The 16014-nt window shown below is 74.7% G+C and carries 13 protein-coding genes and 1 pseudogene; 9 read left to right on the plus strand and 5 right to left on the minus strand.

The annotated features are described in order from the left end of the window. Positions 1–10 precede the first annotated feature (10 nt). The 4 genes from GA0070215_RS24150 to GA0070215_RS24165 all read left to right on the plus strand — a co-directional run bounded on the left by GA0070215_RS24150 (position 11) and on the right by GA0070215_RS24165 (position 5146). Positions 11–1705 (plus strand): sensor histidine kinase, encoded by a 1695-nt coding sequence (locus GA0070215_RS24150; RefSeq protein WP_018785333.1) that lies wholly within the window; start codon positions 11–13, stop codon positions 1703–1705. Between the two features lie 7 nt (positions 1706–1712). Beyond that, positions 1713–2381, plus strand: a complete 669-nt coding sequence (locus GA0070215_RS24155) for a response regulator transcription factor (RefSeq protein ID WP_013287678.1) — start codon at positions 1713–1715, stop codon at positions 2379–2381. 199 nt (positions 2382–2580) lie between these two features. Further along, positions 2581–3393, plus strand: coding sequence for an SAM-dependent methyltransferase (locus GA0070215_RS24160; protein WP_091050194.1), 813 nt, complete (start codon positions 2581–2583; stop codon positions 3391–3393). A 76-nt stretch (positions 3394–3469) separates the two neighbouring features. Then, positions 3470–5146: a putative bifunctional diguanylate cyclase/phosphodiesterase gene (locus GA0070215_RS24165; RefSeq protein ID WP_244167133.1), complete on the plus strand. Its 1677-nt coding sequence runs from the start codon at positions 3470–3472 to the stop codon at positions 5144–5146. Positions 5147–5221: 75 nt separating this feature from the next. On the opposite strand, the gene GA0070215_RS24170 is transcribed toward GA0070215_RS24165, so the two are convergent. From GA0070215_RS24170 to GA0070215_RS24185, 4 genes and pseudogenes are all read right to left on the minus strand, one after another. After that, positions 5222–6346 carry a glycosyltransferase family 4 protein gene (locus tag GA0070215_RS24170; protein ID WP_091050200.1) on the minus strand — a complete coding sequence of 375 codons (1125 nt, stop codon included), beginning with the start codon at positions 6344–6346 and terminating at the stop codon, positions 5222–5224. Further along, positions 6343–7602, minus strand: coding sequence for a M48 family metallopeptidase (locus GA0070215_RS24175; RefSeq protein ID WP_091050204.1), 1260 nt, complete (start codon positions 7600–7602; stop codon positions 6343–6345). Before GA0070215_RS24175 ends, GA0070215_RS24170 begins: the two co-directional genes overlap by 4 nt. Positions 7603–7776: 174 nt before the next feature. Then, positions 7777–7984 (minus strand): annotated as a pseudogene (locus GA0070215_RS24180) (hypothetical protein); the annotation flags it as partial. Between the two features lie 204 nt (positions 7985–8188). After that, positions 8189–9586 (minus strand): NYN domain-containing protein, encoded by a 1398-nt coding sequence (locus tag GA0070215_RS24185; RefSeq protein WP_091050211.1) that lies wholly within the window; start codon positions 9584–9586, stop codon positions 8189–8191. A 127-nt stretch (positions 9587–9713) separates the two neighbouring features. Here GA0070215_RS24185 and GA0070215_RS24190 point away from each other — a divergent pair, with 127 nt between their 5' ends. The 5 genes from GA0070215_RS24190 (at position 9714) to GA0070215_RS24210 (ending at position 15164) form a co-directional block, all read left to right on the plus strand. Beyond that, entirely contained in the window at positions 9714–11468 is a 1755-nt protein-coding gene (locus GA0070215_RS24190; RefSeq protein ID WP_091050214.1) for a DEDD exonuclease domain-containing protein, read from the plus strand. 129 nt (positions 11469–11597) lie between these two features. Beyond that, positions 11598–13385, plus strand: coding sequence for a RelA/SpoT family protein (locus tag GA0070215_RS24195; RefSeq protein ID WP_026267863.1), 1788 nt, complete (start codon positions 11598–11600; stop codon positions 13383–13385). A gap of 39 nt (positions 13386–13424) precedes the next feature. Further along, positions 13425–13952 carry an NUDIX domain-containing protein gene (locus tag GA0070215_RS24200; protein ID WP_091050218.1) on the plus strand — a complete coding sequence of 176 codons (528 nt, stop codon included), beginning with the start codon at positions 13425–13427 and terminating at the stop codon, positions 13950–13952. Continuing rightward, complete coding sequence (locus tag GA0070215_RS24205) at positions 13949–14824, plus strand: nucleotidyltransferase family protein (protein WP_091050221.1); 876 nt, start codon at positions 13949–13951, stop codon at positions 14822–14824. Before GA0070215_RS24200 ends, GA0070215_RS24205 begins: the two co-directional genes overlap by 4 nt. A gap of 52 nt (positions 14825–14876) precedes the next feature. Continuing rightward, entirely contained in the window at positions 14877–15164 is a 288-nt protein-coding gene (locus GA0070215_RS24210; protein ID WP_013287689.1) for an Lrp/AsnC family transcriptional regulator, read from the plus strand. A 61-nt stretch (positions 15165–15225) separates the two neighbouring features. On the opposite strand, the gene GA0070215_RS24215 is transcribed toward GA0070215_RS24210, so the two are convergent. Beyond that, positions 15226–15894: a DUF4142 domain-containing protein gene (locus tag GA0070215_RS24215; RefSeq protein WP_018785344.1), complete on the minus strand. Its 669-nt coding sequence runs from the start codon at positions 15892–15894 to the stop codon at positions 15226–15228. Between the last annotated feature and the right edge of the window lie 120 nt (positions 15895–16014).

The raw sequence follows: 16014 nt of genomic DNA on the forward strand, positions 1-16014 counted from the left end.
CATCCGTCACGTGCCCGCCTCCACATCCCGCCAGCCGTCGACGCAGCCCCTCGCCGCGGCGGCTCGCGCGGTCGTCCTCGCGCTGGTCGCCGCCCTGACCCTGTTCGCCACCCGCGACGCCACCCAGCTCTGGTGGATCGCGCTGCTGGGCGTCGCCGGCCTGCCCGCCGTGCTCGCCCCCCAGCACCGGCTGCTCGCCCCGATCAGCCGCTTCGCCGAGGTCGTGGTGCTCGGGCTGGCCGCCAGCCAGGTCGCCGCCGACACCCACCTGTCCGGCGTGACCGGCGGGGTGGGCGCCTCGGCGGTGCTGCCGTACCTCGCCGTGCCGGTCACCGTCACCGCGCTGAGCCGCCGGTTCCGCGAAGGTGCCGCGCTGCTCACCGTGGCGGCGGCGACGCTGCTGGCCAGCGCCGCGTTCACCCAGGTCGACGGCGGACCGCAGCTCGGCCAGGTCGGCTACCTCGCGGTCTGCGCCCAGTGGCTGATCCTCGCCGGGCTCGGCCTCTACACCGCCGGCACGCTCCAGCGCGTCATGCGGGTGCGCGGCGAGGGCAAACCCCAGCCGTACGCCGAGGCGACCCGCCTGCTCACCCAGCTCCGTACGGTCGCCCGCCAGCTGCCCGGCGCCACGCTGGACCCGGGCGGCATCTCCGAGCACCTGCTGGAGGAGCTGCGGGTGGTGGCCAAGACCGACCGGGGCGCGGTGCTGTCCGCCAGCGGCGGCGGCCGGCTCGTGGTGCTCGCGCAGATCGGCGCGGACCGGGTCGACTGGGAGACCACGCTCGACGCCGACTCGGCCATCGCCGACGCCTGGGCCAGCCAGCAACCGACCGTCTCGGCCCGCTCGCAGGCCCGGTCCCGGCACTCCGGCGAGGTCTCCGCGCTGATCGTCCCGCTGGTGGCGGGCGTACGCACCGTCGGCCTGGTGGTGATCGAGGCGGACACCGCCGCCGCGTACCCGCCGCCGGTGGTGTCCCGGGTGACGGCGCTGACCGGCCCGGCGGCGCTGCGGCTGGAGGCGGCGCTGCTCTTCGACGAGGTGCGCTCGCTGGCGACGAACGAGGAGCGGCAGCGGCTGGCCCGGGAGATCCACGACGGGGTCGCCCAGGAGCTGGTCATGGTCGGGTACGGCATCGACAACGCGCTGGCCACCGTCCACGACGACGCCGAGGAGACGGCCGACTCGCTGCGGACGTTGCGCCAGGAGGTCACCCGGGTGATCACCGAGCTGCGGCTGAGCCTGTTCGAGCTGCGCAGCGAGGTGGACCGGCACGGTGGCCTGGCCGCCGCGATCGCCGAGTACGCCCGCACCGTCGGCGCCTCCGGCGGCCTGCGGGTGCACCTGTCGCTGGACGAGTCCACCGCCCGGCTGCCGGCCGCCACCGAGGCCGAGTTGCTGCGCATCGCGCAGGAGGCGGTGACCAACGCGCGCAAGCACGCCGGCGCGTCGAACCTGTGGGTCACGTGCGAGGTGGATCCCCCGTACACCCGGATCGAAGTGTCGGATGACGGTCACGGCATCGGTGACCAGCGCCCGGACGGGCACTATGGCCTTGCGATCATGGCCGAGAGGGCGGAACGTATCCGAGGCCGGTTGGAGATCAGGCCGCGACAGCCGAGTGGGACGACTGTGGCGGTGGTGCTCGGTTCGTCGCCCCGGCGCGATAAGGTGCGCGGCAGCGCCGCAGCAGCAGAAGGGGAGTAACCCGAGGATGACCAGCAGTCCGACACCGGCCACCCGTACCAAGGTTCTCCTGGTCGACGACCACGACCTCATCCGCAAGGGGCTGCGTCACGCGTTCGAGCGGGACCGCCAGTTCGAGGTCGTGGGCGAGGCGGCCACCGCGGCGGAGGGCGTGCGCCAGGCCGGTGCGCTCCAGCCCGACGTGGTGATCATGGACCTCCGCCTGCCCGACGGCAGCGGCCTGGAGGCCACCCGCGCCCTGCGCAAGTCCAGCGCGTCGATGGGCATCGTCGTGCTGACCATGTACGCCGGCGACGACCAGCTCTTCGGCGCCCTGGAGGCGGGCGCGAGCGCGTTCGTGCCGAAGACCGCCCCGGCCGACGAGGTGGTGGCCGCCGCCCGGCACGCCGCCTCCTCCCCCAGCGCGTTCACCGCCGCCGACCTGGCCGAGGCGATGAAGCGCCGGCTTGCGCCGTCCGGCCCGCAGCTGTCCCCCCGTGAGGGCCAGGTGCTGCGTCTGCTCGCCGACGGCATGAGCGTGGCCGGCATCGCCAAGCAGCTGTTCGTCAGCGAGTCGACCGCCAAGACCCACATCTCGAAGCTCTACGAGAAGCTGGGTGCGGCCAACCGGGCGCAGGCCCTGATGACCGCGCTGCGGCTGGGGCTGCTGGAGGCCCCGGACGCCCCGAAGTTCTGAACGGCGCACCGCCGGAAGAGGCCCCGTCCACCTCGGACGCGGGCCTCTCGGCGTTCCCGGCCCCGATGTGGTCGCGCACGGTGAGCGGCCGGACGCCCAGTGACGGCGGTCTTTGCAGCGCGGCGGCGGAGGGGCAGAATACCCGGGTGATCCGCGCGGCGGTGACGACCGCGTGTCGCCGACACCCGAGGGGCAGGACATGCAGCGGCCGGACTGGGCACCCGAGACCATCGACATCGAGCGCCCCAGCGTCGCCCGCATGTACGACTACTACCTCGGCGGCTCGCACAACTTCGCCGCCGACCGGGCGGCCGCCCGCGCGATGGTGGAGGCGGTACCGGAGGCGCCGCTGATGGCCCAGGCCAACCGCGCGTTCCTGCGCCGGGCGGTGCAGTACCTCGCCCAGGCGGGCATCCGCCAGTTCCTGGACATCGGCTCCGGCATCCCGACCGTCGGCAACGTGCACGAGATCGCCCAGCGGATCGATCCGGAGTCGCGCGTGGTCTACGTCGACGTGGACCCGGTGGCGGTGGCGCACAGTCAGGAGATCCTGGCCGGCAACGCGCACGCCGCGGTGCTCCAGGAGGACCTGCGCAACCCGGAGGCGATCCTGACCCACCCGGAGGTCACCCGGCTGCTGGACTTCAGCCGGCCGGTCGCCGTGATGGTCGTGGCGGTGCTGCACTTCGTCCCGGACGCCGACCGGCCCGAGGAGATCCTCCGGACGCTGCGCGGTGCGCTGGCGCCCGGCAGCCACCTGGTGCTCTCCCAGGCCAGCGATGAGGGCCGCGACGGCACCGGCGAGCGGGCCGAGGCGGAACGGGTCTACCGGCGCACCGACAGCCAGCTCTGGGTCCGCAGCCGATCCGAGCTGACCGCGCTGTTCGACGGCTTCGAGCTGGTCGACCCGGGTGTGGTGTGGGTGCCGCAGTGGCGGCCGGACTCCCCCGACCAGGCGGAGAACGCCGAACGGGCCGTGTTCATGGGCGGGGTCGGGCGGCTCGGTGGGTGACGACGCGACCCGCTGCCGGCCCGGCGTGTTCGCCCGGGCCTGGGCCAAGGCGGTGTCCGGCACGAGCTACCTGCCGATGACCCAGGCGCAGCTGGAGGAGATGCTGCAGCGGCTCACCGACCGGCTCGCCCAGGCGTTGCGCGCCGAGCCGTTCGACCTGCGGATCGGCCAGCAGGTCGGCGCGGAGCTGGTGCAGGCGCACATCGCCTCCGCGGAAGGGCTGGGCCGCACCGTCGAGGTGATCCAGCTACGCCTGGTCCGCGATCTCGACCTGGTCGTCGACGACGTCGAGGACCGGATGGCCCGGCTGCTCGCCACCGTCGCCACCGGCTACGCCCGCGCCCTGCGCGACCGCACGCTGGACGAGCAGGAGTCCATCCGCCGCGCCGCCATGATGGCCCGGGCGCAGGCGGAACGGGCGCTGCGCGACAGCGAGGCCCGGTTCCGGCACCAGGCCACCCACGACCCGCTCACCGGCCTGCCGAACCGCACGCTGTTCACCGAACGGCTGACCGCCGCGATCACCGCGCCGGGGCGGGGCGCCGACCGGGTCGGTGTCTGCTTCCTCGACCTGGACCGGTTCAAGGTCGTAAACGACTCCCTCGGCCACCAGATCGGCGACTCGCTGCTGGTCACTGTGGCGCAGCGCCTGCACCGGGCGCTCGGCGAACACCTGGTCGCACGGCTCGGCGGCGACGAGTTCGTGATCCTGGTCGAACGCACCGCCGGCACCGACGACGCGGTGAAGGTCGCCGAGGCGGCGCTGGCCGCGGTACGCGAACCGGCGCTCGTCGACGGCCACGAGCTGACCGTGTCCGCCAGCATCGGCATCGTGGAGCGCCCGGTGACAGGCACCTCGCCGATGGACCTGATGCGCGCGGCCGACAGCACCCTGCACTGGGCCAAGGCCGCCGGTGGGGCCCGCTGGTCGCTGTTCGACGCCGACCGCAACCGCCGCGAGCTGGCCCGGTACGCGCTTTCCGCGGCGATCCCCGCCGCGCTGGACCGGGGCGAGTTCTACCTCGACTACCAGCCGCTGACGTCGTTGCGCGACGGGCGGGTGCTCGGCATGGAGGCGCTGGTGCGCTGGCGTCACCCGGAGCTGGGTGTGCTGCGGCCGGACAGCTTCATCCCGCTGGCCGAGGAGACCGGGCTGATCGTCCGGCTCGGCAGCTGGGTGCTGGCCGAGGCGTGCCGCGAGGCGGGCACCTGGCCGGGCGCGGACGGCGACGCGCCGTTCGTCAGCGTCAACCTCGCCGTGCGGCAGTTGCACCGCGCCGACCTGGTGACCGAGGTACGGGGGGTGCTCGGGCGCACCGGCCTACCGCCGCACCGGCTGCAACTGGAGATCACCGAGAGCACCATGATGAGCACGGTGGTCGAGCCGGTGCGGGCCCTGCGGGTGCTCGGCGACCTCGGGGTCCGGGTCGCCATCGACGACTTCGGCACCGGCTACTGCAACCTCGCGTACCTGCGGGACCTGCCGGTCGACGAGCTGAAGGTGGCGGGCGAGTTCGTGACCGGCCTGCGCGCGCCGGGCAGCCGTACCGACGAGCGGATCCTCGCCTCGCTCGTCTCGCTGGCGCACGCGCTGGACCTCACCGTCACCGCCGAGGGCGTGGAGACGGCCGACCAGGCGGACCGGCTGCGCGCGATCGGCTGCGACGCCGGGCAGGGCTGGCACTTCGGCCGTCCCGGCCCGGCCGCGCCGCACCTGGGCCGGGTGCCCGCCCACGTCGACGCGGCTTCCTGACCCGGCCTCCCTGACCCGGCCGGCGGTGCCCTGATCCGGCCGGCACGCGGCCTCCCTGACCCAACCGGCGCGCGGTCAGCCGGCCAGCAGGGCGGCCATCCGCTGCGCCTGCGTCTCCCAGCGCCACTCCCGCTCCACCCAGGCGCGGCCGGCGGCGCCGAACTGCCGGGCCAGGTCCCGGTCGGCGAGCAGTGTGGCCACCCGGTCGGCGAGCTGGGCCACGTTCCGGCCGCCGACCACGTACCCGGTCTCCCCCTCGCGGACCGCGTCCGGGGCACCACCGGAGTCGCCGGCCACCACCGGCAGCCCGGTCGCGCTCGCCTCCAGGTAGACGATCCCGAGGCCCTCCACGTCCAGGCCCCGGTTGCGGGTGCGGCACGGCATCGCGTAGACGTCACCGGCCGCGTAGTGGGCGGGCAGCTCGGCGGAGGGCACCGAGCCGGTGAAGACCACGTCGCGTTCCAGCCCGGTCTGCCGGGCCAGCTTCTCCAGCGTCGAGCGGTACGGGCCGCCGCCGACCACGAGCAGCGCGGCGTCGGGCACCCGGCGGCGGATCTCCGGCAGCGCGCGGATCAGCATGTCCTGGCCCTTGCGGGGCACCAGCCGCGACACGCACACCACCACCGGCCGGTCGGCCAGCCCGAGCCGCGACCGGACCCGCCCGCCGTCGACATCCGGGTGGTAGGTCTCCACGTCCACGCCGGGCGCGAGCCGCCGCAACTCGGTCAGCCCGTCCAGTGCGCGGGCCAGCCGCGCCCGGGTGTACTCGCCGAGGTAGGTGGTCACGTCCACGCCCCGGCCGATCCGGCGCAGCGCCGACCGGGCGCCGGGCAGTGCCGCCCAGCCGACCTCGTGGCCGTGGGTGAGCGCCACCGCCCGGCGGATCCCGGCCCGCCGCCGCAGGCCCCCCGCGAGCAGCCCCAGCGGGGCCGCCGCGCCGAACCACACGGTGTCGCAGTCGTACGCGCGCGCCAGCCGCGCCGCCCGCCGGGCGATCAGCGGGGTGGGCAGCAGCACCCGGGTCCGCTCCCGGACCACCTCGAACGGCTGGTCGGCATCGAACTTCTCCGCCCCGCGCCAGCTCGACGCGTACACCACCACCGCGCCGGGCTGCTGGCGTACCGCGAGGTTGTGCACGAACGACTGGATGCCGCCGGGGCGCGGCGGGAAGTCGTTGGTGATCAGCACGGTACGGCTCATCGGCCGGACTCCCTGGCGTAGGCGCGGGCGGCGGCCATCCGCTCCACGGTGGACGGGTGGGTCGCCGACCAGAGGCGCTCCCAGCGCGGCGGGTCGGGGTCGGCCAGGTTGACCCCGGCCAGTCGCCGCTGCATCGCCTCGAACGTCGCCGGGTCGCCGGTGAGTGCCAGCGCATGAGCGTCGGCGCGGGCCTCGATCCGGCGCGAGACCAGCGCCTGGACCGGGGTGGCGAGCAGGCCGGCGACCGTGACCAGCGCGATCAGCAGTGGGAACGCCCGCGGCTGGGCGATCGAGTCGACGCCGGCGAGCCGTAGCAGCGGCGTCCACGAGCCGATCAGGTAGAGCGCCACCACGGCGGCGGCGGCGCCGAGCGCGCCGAGCACCGTGCCGGTCCACACGTCCCGGTCCTTGGCGTGCCCCAGCTCGTGGGCGACCACGCTGGTCACCTCGGCCGGCTCCGCCTCGCGCAGCAGCGTGTCGTAGACGACCACCCGCCGCGTCGGGCCGAGCCCGGAGACGTACGCGTTCACCGCGCTGGTGCGCCGGGACGCGTCGGCGACGAGCACGTCACGCACCGGTACGCCGTCCCGGGCGGCCATCGCGGTCAGCTCACTGCGCAGCGGGCCCGGCTCCATCGGCGTGAACCTGTTGAACACCGGCTCGACCAGCACCGGCAGCACGAACGACAGCACCACCACCAGGGCCGCCGCTCCGGCCGCGCCGAACGCCCACCACCAGCGCGGGGCGAGCCGGACCACGGTGTAGAAGCCGAGCAGTACCAGCGCGCCGATCACCGCGCTGACCGCGTACGACTTGAGCAGGTCGACCGCCCAGCCGCCCCAGCCCTGGGTGCTCAGCCCGTACCGGACCAGCACGGTTCTTCGCCAGGCCGCGAACGGCAGCGTGAGCAGGTCGGCGAGGAACACGACGGCCAGCCCGCCGAGCACGGCCTGCGCGATCCAGTGCCCGCCGAACGGCCGGCCGACCAGTTCGACCAGGCGCCCGCCCAGCGGGGTCAGCCCGAGCAGCAGCGCCACCACCAGCCCGACCGCCAGCGCCGACCAGGCCGCCGGGCGCAGCGCGCCGTGGAACGCCCGGCCCCGGGTCACCTGCTCGGCCGGGAGATCCCGCAGCGCCGCGAGCTGGTCGGCGCGGGGTGCCGGCGGACGGCTCCACGGCACCAGCAGCGCCACCGCCACGAGCAGCGCGACCACCAGGCCGCCGAGGGTCAGCAACGCCCAGGCGCGCGGGGTCATCGCCCCGCCCCGCCGTCGTGCCCGGTCCGAGTCATGCCGCCCCCTCCCGCCGTGACCGCCCATCCTATTGCCCGGCGCGGGCAGCGGGCAGCGGGCAGCGGGCAGCGGGCAGCGGGCAGCGGGCAGCGGGCAGCGGGCAGCGGGAGCGTCAGGCGATCCGGCGGCGGCCGGTGCGGCGGGGCGGCGGCGCCCGTCTCGGGGCCGGCGCCGCGGCGGGCGCGGGTGGCAGCACCTCGACCTCGAACCCGGCCCGCGCGAACACCTCGATCGCCCGGTGCTCGGCCGGGCCCAGGTCGGCCGGGTCGGAGTCGAGCAGTGCGGTCACCAGGCAGCCGGAGCAGCCGGCACCGCGGTTGCCGCAGGTGTCGCAGTCGATGAGCATCAACGCCTCCTGACAGGTCGCCGGTGGCGCTCAGGCAAGGGACCACCACCGTCGGTCACCGGAACGCTAACGCTCGGGTATGACAGAACCGGACAACGAGGCAGCACCCGCCGCGAACCCGAACCAGTACGCCGAAGTGGCGCGATCAACACGCCCTCGACCCGCCACCTCCCCGACCTGGCGTCGATCAGGTAGGGGCGAAGTTCAGGACCGGGCCAGGCGCCGCAGCAGCGAGTCGGCGCCCAGCGGGTACGCGCCGTGCCGGCGTACCCCGTCGGCGACCTCGCGGTCGGAGGAGACCACCACCACCGGCCGCCCGGCCGGCTCGGCGCGGACCAGCCGGCGGATCAGCTCGTCGGCGGTCTCGCCCTTGCGGGAGAACAGCACGCGTACGCCGCGCGGAGCCGGGGGCAGCCCGTGGATCCGCTCGGCGCCGTCGAAGACGACTGTGACCTCGTCCCCGGTCTGCGCGGCGATCCCGCCCAGCCCGGTGATGAGCCGCTTGCGCTGCTGCTCCAGCGACATCTCGCCGAAGCCGCGCTTGGTCACGTTGTAGCCGTCCACCACCAGGTGCGCCCGCGGCAGCGCGAGCAACTGGTCGAGGCGGGCCGGGTCGTCGGTGTCGCGGGCCCGGGTCGACGGGCCGGCCGCTGCCGCGCCCGGCTGCTCGGCGAACGCGTCGGCGACGAAGTCGGCCGGGAGCTTGTCCACCGGGTCGAGCGCCAGCTCGCGGCGCAGCCCCACGGCGGCCTGGCCGATCGTCTCCAGCAGCAGCCACAGCCGCGCGTCGTCGACCGAGCGGGCCTCCTTGGCGCTGGCCCGGGCCACCCCGGCGGTGGCCTCCGCCTCAGCCAGCCGGGCCCGGGCGCGGCGCAGCTCCGCGTCCGCGTCGGCGGCGGCACGGGTCGCCCGCCCCCGCTCGGTGGCGAGCATCTCGGTGGCCTTGCGCTCCCGGGCCTGGGTCTCCCGCAGGGTACGGGTCAGCTGGCGCGCCTCCTCGCGGAGCTGACCCAGCTCCTCCCGGACCCGGGCCAGTTCGTCGCGCAGCTTCTCCGCCTCGACCCGGGCCACCGCCCGGTCGTGCTCGGCGCGGGCGGCCCGCTGCTCGGCCTCGCGGACCAGTTCGGCCACGACCGCGCTGTCGGCCTCGGCGCGTACCGCCTCGCCGCTGGCCTCGATCAGTTCCCGCCAGCCGCGGGGCCGGGCCAGGTAGGCCAGGGCGGCCACCTCGACCGGGTCGGCGGCGGCGGGCGCGGTGCCCTCGACCACCGCCGCGCCCAGGTCACCGGCGTCGGCGAGCACCCGGGCGGTGATCCGCTGCCGGAACAGCGGGTCGGCGGTGAGCTGGGCGGCGATCGCGGGCGCGCCCAGGCGCGCGCGGCGGTTGGGGGCGAACTTGGCGACCCGCCGCAGCGGCACGGGCACCTCGTCGGCGGGCAGGCCGGGCAGCACGGCGGCGGTCAGCGTGACGATCCGCTGCCGGACCGGCTCGGGCAGCACGGGCTCGGGCTCGATCGCTGCCGGCGCCTCCTCGTCGGCGGGCACACCGACCACCGGCTCCTCCGCGGAGGAGCGGTCGTCGTGCGGCTCGGTGAGGGGCATGAGGCAAGTCTCCCACCCCGAACGGGCCCACCGCCCGGTGAGTGAGCCGATCTCTCATCGTACCCCCGTGGTATCTCCTGGGGCGGCGGTGACAGGAGTGTCGGACCGTGCCGCTAGCGTCCCGCGGGTGACACGAGCGGAGTACGTCCAGGAGTCGCTGGCCGGCCTGGACCCGGCCGGCAGCGGTGTCGACCCGGCGCTGCCGCTCTACGCGACCACCTTCGTGGTGGTCGACCTGGAGACCACCGGCGGCACGCCCGACGGCGGCGGGATCACCGAGATCGGCGCGGTGAAGGTCCGCGGCGGCGAGGAGCTGGGCGTGCTCGCCACACTCGTCAACCCGGGCGTGCCGATCCCGCCGTTCATCACCGTGCTCACCGGCATCACCCAGGCCATGCTGCTGCCCGCCCCGCCGATCGAGCAGGTGCTGCCCAGCTTCCTGGAGTTCGTCAGCGACGCCGTGCTCGTCGCCCACAACGCGCCGTACGACGTGGGTTTCCTCAAGGCGGCCTGCGCGAAACACGGCTACCGCTGGCCCAACCCCCGGGTGCTGGACACGGCCGCGCTGGCCCGGCGGGTGCTCACCCGCGACGAGGTGCCCAACCGCAAGCTGGGCACGCTCGCCGCCTACTTCCGCACCGCGACCCAGCCCACCCACCGGGCGCTCGACGACGCGAAGGCCACCGTCGACGTGCTGCACGGGCTGATCGGCCGCCTCGGCGGGCACCGGGTCGACACGGTCGGCGAGGCGATCGAGTTCGCCCGCGCGGTCACCCCCACCCAGCGCCGCAAGCGGCACCTCGCCGACGGGCTGCCCAAGGTGCCGGGCGTCTACATCTTCCGGGCCGCCGACGACCGGCCGCTCTACGTCGGCACGTCCGGCGACATCGCCACCCGGGTCCGCAGCTACTTCACCGCCGCGGAGAAGCGGGCCCGGATCTCCGAGATGCTCGCCGCCGCCGAGCGGGTGGAGGCGGTCGAGTGCGCCCACTCGCTGGAGGCCGAGGTCCGCGAGCTGCGGCTGATCGCGGCGCACGCGCCGCCGTACAACCGCCGGTCGAAATATCCGGAGCGCCAGGTGTGGCTGAAGCTCACCGACGAGGCGTACCCCCGGTTGTCGGTCGTGCGCGCCATCGCACCCACCGACACGGCCTACCTGGGGCCGTTCCGGTCCCGGCAGGCGGCGGAGCTGGCCGCCGCCGGCTTCCACGACGCGGTGCCGCTGCGGCAGTGCACGCACCGGCTCTCCCGGCGCACCACCACGCCGGCCTGCGCGCTGGCCGAGCTGGGTCGCTGCCCGGCGCCCTGCGAGCACCGGATCACCCCCGAGGAGTACGACGACCGCGCCGCGACACCGTTCCGCACCGCCACCAGCAACGACCCCGGTGTGGTGGTGGACGCGCTGCTCGCCCGCATCGAGGTGCTGTCGGCCGCCCGGCGGTACGAGGAGGCGGCGGTGGTCCGCGGCCGGCTGGTGGCGGTGCTGCGCGCGGCGGTCCGGATGCAACGGCTGGCCGCGTTGACCGGCATCGCCGAACTCGCCGCCGCCCGGCCGGCCGCCCGGGGCGGCTGGGAGCTGGCGCTGATCCGGCACGGCCGGCTGGCCGGGGCCGGGGTGTCCCCGCCGGGTGTCCACCCGCGACCCACAATCACCGCGATCCGCGCCACCGCCGAGACGGTGCTGCCCGGGCACGGTCCGGTGCCGGCCGCGACGGCCGAGGAGACCGAGCGGATCCTGTCCTGGTTGGAGCGACCGGAGACCCGGCTGGTCGAGGCGACCGACGGCTGGGCCTCGCCGGTGGCGGGCGCGGGGCGTTTCCGTGACCTGCTGACGAAGGCGGAGAACGGCGGATCCGCCAAACTCTCGACCGAACGCTCATGACCAACTGACCGATCGGACTACCTCGACTCCCTTAGTCTGTTAAAGGAGTGCAGACCTGCCCGATTCGCGGGCTCTGCTCCCGGTCGCCGGTTCCCGGCGGCCGAGGGCCGGGGTGAGGAGGTGTCCCAGGTGGACGTCGACGCCGGACACGGCGCCGCCCTGGGTGGCGCGCTTCCAACCCAGGGCGAACTACCACTCACCCGCCGCCTGCGTTCCCTGCTCACCTGGCCGACCTCCGACGGTGACCCGGTCACCGCACTGGTCCGGGTCCACCGGGGCATCCACGCGAGCGCCGACGCCTCGGTGCTGCGCCGGGCCTACACGATCGCCGAGAACATGCACCGCGGCCAGTTCCGCAAGAGCGGCGAGCCGTACATCACCCACCCGCTGGCGGTGGCGCAGATCTGCGCCGACCTCGGCATGGACACCATCACCCTGGTCGCGGCGCTGCTGCACGACACGGTGGAGGACACCCGCTACACGCTGCAGGCGCTCCAGGAGGACTTCGGCCGCGAGGTCGCCCACCTGGTCGACGGCGTGACCAAGTTCGACAAGGCGTTCTACGGCAAGGCCGCCGAGGCGGAGACCGTCCGCAAGATGATCGTGGCGGCCGGCAAGGACGTCCGGGTGCTGGTGATCAAGCTGGCCGACCGGCTGCACAACATGCGTACGCTCGGCGTCCGCTCGGCCGCCTCCCGGGAGCGGATCGCCCGCAAGACCCAGGAGGTGCTGGTCCCGCTCTGCGACCGGCTGGGCATCCAGACGCTCAAACGCGAGCTGGACGACGTGGTGCTGCTGCACCTGCGGCCGGAGGAGCACGCGCGGATCGCCCGGTTCGTGCACGACCGGCCCGGCTGGGACGCCTACCTGGCCGACGTGGTGGCCCGCACCCGGGCGGCGCTGCGCCGCAACCGGGTCGACGCCGACGTCTCCCCCCGCCCCCGGCACCTCTACTCGATCTGGAAGGACACCGTCGCCGGCGACCACGCCGTACCGTACGACCTGCCCCGCATCGCGATCGTGGTGGACGGTCCGGCGACCGACTGTTACGCCGCGCTGGGCGCCGTGCACGGGCTCTGGCGGCCGGTGCCGGGCCGGTTCAAGGACTTCATCGCCTCCCCGAAGAACAACCTCTACCGGTCCCTGCACACCAGTGTCTGCGGGCCCCAGGACCGCACCGTCGAGGTGCTGATCCGCACCACCGAGATGCACCGCTCCGCGGAGTACGGCGTGGCCGCCCACTACCGCTTCCCCCGGGCCGCCGGGCGGGCCGCCGACCGGGCGGACGAGCTGGCCTGGCTGCGCCGGGTGCTCGACTGGGAACAGGGGACGGTCGACCCGACCCAGTTCATGGAGTCGCTGCGCTGCGACCTGTCCGAGGCGCAGATCCAGGTGGTCGCCGACGGGCGGCAGGTGGTGCTGCCGGCCGGGGCGACGCCTGTCGACCTCGCGTACGAGCTGGGCACCGAGCGCGGCGACCACTGCCTGGCCGCCCGGATCAACGGCCGCCTCGCGCCGCTGGCCTCCGAACTGGAGGAGGGCGACGTGGTGGAGATCTTCACCGAGAACGACGCGGAGAGCGGCTTCGAGGCGGACGTGGCCCCGCGCGGCCCGCGCCGCGAGTGGCTGGGCTTCGTGAAGTCCCCGCACGCCCAGATGCAGATCAACCGCTGGTTCGCCGAGCACACCGAGCCGGGTATCTCGATCGCCGACAAGGTACGGCTCGGCCGGGCCTCGATCGGCCTGGCGTTGCGCAAGCACAACCGGGGCCTGGCCAGCGACCTGCCGTTGCTGCGGCTGTCCGAGGAACTGGGCTACCCTGACCTGGAGACGCTGCTGGTGGCGGTCTTCGACCGTACGGTCGAGCCGGACACCGTGGTCCGGCAGTTGATCGATCTGGTCGATCACCGGCAGTAGACGGAGCCGGTCCGCGCCGGGACCACTAGCCTGGACGGCATGATCCCCCGCGCGCGTGCCACCGGACGGGCCCTCGGCTACCAGATCTTCTACCGGCTTCCGGTCCCGCTGCGACGGCGGCTGGTCCGGCTGGCCGTACCGAAGTACATCGTGGGTGCGGTCACGCTGGTCCGGGACGCGGAGGCCACCGGCGCGGGTCGGATCCTGCTGCTGCGCCAGCCGCCCGGCTACAGCTGGACGCTGCCGGCCGGGCTGCTGCAACGCGGCGAGGCCCCGGTGGTCGGCGCCGCCCGTGAGCTGTACGAGGAGTCCGGCGTCCGCCTGTCCCCCGACGCGCTGCGTCCGGCGGTGCCGAACGCGGTGGTGCACGCCAAGGGCTGGGTCGACGTGGTCTTCGAGGCGGAGGTGCCGGCGTCGGCCACCGAGCTGAAGGTGGACGGTGCCGAGGTCTTCGAGGCCGCGTTCCATCCTCTCGACGACCTTCCCCGGCTCAGCCGCGCCACCGCCAACCTGCTCGGGTACTACGGCATCGGCCCGCGCGCCGGCGAGCACCCTCCGGCCCCGTGAGCGCCCCGTACGCGGGCGCTCCGGCGCCGGGGGTCGAGGTGTGCGCGGTGGTGCTGGCCGCGGGCGAGGGCACCCGGCTGCGCCCGCTCACCGAGCGGGTGCCGAAGGCGCTCTGCCCGGTCGGTAACATCCCGCTGCTGGACCGGGCGCTGGCCCGGCTGGCCGGGCTCGGCCTGACCGGCCCGGAGCGGGTCGCGGTGAACGCCTGCTACCTGGGCGACCAGGTGGTCGCGCGGGTGGGCGACCGGGCCCACCTGTCGGTCGAGCCGGACGCGCCGCTGGGCACCGCCGGAGGGGTGGGCCGGCTGCGGGAGTGGATCGCCGGCCGGGGCGTGCTGGTCGGCAACGCCGACGCGTACCTGGCCGACCCGCAGGCCCCGCCCGGGCCGGACATCGCCGCGCTGCTGCACGGCTGGGACGGGCACGGCGTACGCCTGCTCGGCCGGCCCGCCGACGACCCGGACGCCCCCGGCACCTTCGACGGCCACGAGTTCGTGGGTTTCTCGCTGCTGCCCTGGCGGCTGGTCCGCGACCTGCCCGCCACGTTCGGCGACCTGGTCCGGGCGGTGTGGCGGCCGGCGGAGGCGGCCGGGGCGCTGACGGTGGTGCCCTACCGGGGCACGTTCTACGACACCGGCACCCCGGCCGACTACCTGGCCGCCAACCTACACGCGGCCGGACCGGGCGGCCTGGTGGACCCGGCCGCGACGGTGGACGGCCGGGTCACCGGCTCGGTGGTCGGCACCGGCGCGCGGGTGCACGGCGACGTCGACCGGTCGGTGGTGTGGCCGGGCGCGACCGTCGCGGCCGGGGAACGCCTGCGTGAGGTGATCCGGGCCGGGGACGACCTGACCGTCCCGGCGGCGCGCTGAGGGCCGCGGGCTCTAGCATGGGCCTCGTCGCCGACGAACGGAGAACCGTCCCGTGATCACCGCGATCGTGCTGATCGACTGCGCCACCGACTCCATCCCCGAGGTGGCCGAGACCCTGGCCAACCTGCCCGGTGTCAGCGAGGTCTACTCCGTGGCCGGGCACGTCGACCTGATCGCCATGGTCCGGGTCCGGGAGTTCGAGCAGATCGCCCAGGTCATCGCCGGCAGCATCTCGAAGGTGCCGGGCGTGCTCAACACCGAGTCGCACATCGCGTTCCGCGCCTACTCCCAGCACGACCTGGAGGAGGCGTTCGCGATCGGGCTGGCCAACGCCGACTGACACGAGCCGGTGACCGGCCCGCCCTCGCGGGCGGACCGGCCACCGTCGACCGTGCGGTACGTCAGCTCTGGCTGGGCACCGGGGTCTCCGTGGTGCCCGGAGCGGGCTCCTCGGTCTCGGTGCCACCCGGAGCCGGCGACTCGGTGCCACCCGGGGACGTGGTGCCGCCCGGGCTGGGCGTGCCGCTGGCGCTGGCCTGCGGAACCGGGACGCCCAGGGTCTGGGCCAGGGCCACGAGCGCGTCGTAGTGCGCCTGGAGCACCGGCAGCGCGTCCTGGGCGAGCTGCACCACCGACTGCTCGGAGCCCTGCGAGATCTCGGTCTGGGTGGCCTGGATCGCCTGGACGTGGCCGGCGAGTTCAGCGGTCACCCACGCCTTGTCGAACTCGGCCCCGCTGAGGTTGTTCAGCTCGTCCAGGACCTGCTGCTGGTCGGCGGTCGGTTCGGCCGGCAACTGCACGTTGAGCTGCTGCGCGGTCGACTGCACCGTCTGGTCCAGCTGGGTGTGGTCCGTCACGAACATCTTGCCCAGGTCCTTGACCTGCTGGTTCTGGCCCTTCTGCTGGGCCAGGTTACCGGCGGTGATCTCGAACAGGTTGACCTGGTGCACCGCCTGCAGGTACTGCGTGTCCTGCGTCGACGGCTGCGCCGCCGCCTGCGCCGCGGCGGCGGGCGCCAGCCCCACAACCACCAGCGCGGCCAGCAGGCCCAGGCGTTTGATTCCCAACATTCGTTCCTCCCCCATGAGACGTCGGACCGCACGGATACCCGGCTGACCGGGGTTATTCCTGCGATTCCACTCGTCCGTGTCGGGGCGACTGCCGTCGGCGCACCGGTCGTCCGGCCCGCG

It is taken from the genome of Micromonospora marina, from assembly GCF_900091565.1.
GTDB classification, from domain to species: domain Bacteria; phylum Actinomycetota; class Actinomycetes; order Mycobacteriales; family Micromonosporaceae; genus Micromonospora; species Micromonospora marina.

Excerpts from the sequence above, each read along its gene's own strand:
- GA0070215_RS24175 (WP_091050204.1), bottom strand. The coding sequence starts at position 7,602 with ATGACCCCGCGCGCCTGGGCGTTGCTGACCCTCGGCGGCCTGGTGGTC.
- GA0070215_RS24185 (WP_091050211.1), bottom strand. The coding sequence starts at position 9,586 with ATGCCCCTCACCGAGCCGCACGACGACCGCTCCTCCGCGGAGGAGCCG.
- GA0070215_RS24155 (WP_013287678.1), top strand. The coding sequence starts at position 1,713 with ATGACCAGCAGTCCGACACCGGCCACCCGTACCAAGGTTCTCCTGGTC.
- GA0070215_RS24200 (WP_091050218.1), top strand. The coding sequence starts at position 13,425 with ATGATCCCCCGCGCGCGTGCCACCGGACGGGCCCTCGGCTACCAGATC.
- GA0070215_RS24160 (WP_091050194.1), top strand. The coding sequence starts at position 2,581 with ATGCAGCGGCCGGACTGGGCACCCGAGACCATCGACATCGAGCGCCCC.
- GA0070215_RS24215 (WP_018785344.1), bottom strand. The coding sequence starts at position 15,894 with ATGTTGGGAATCAAACGCCTGGGCCTGCTGGCCGCGCTGGTGGTTGTG.
- GA0070215_RS24170 (WP_091050200.1), bottom strand. The coding sequence starts at position 6,346 with ATGAGCCGTACCGTGCTGATCACCAACGACTTCCCGCCGCGCCCCGGC.
- GA0070215_RS24165 (WP_244167133.1), top strand. The coding sequence starts at position 3,470 with ATGACCCAGGCGCAGCTGGAGGAGATGCTGCAGCGGCTCACCGACCGG.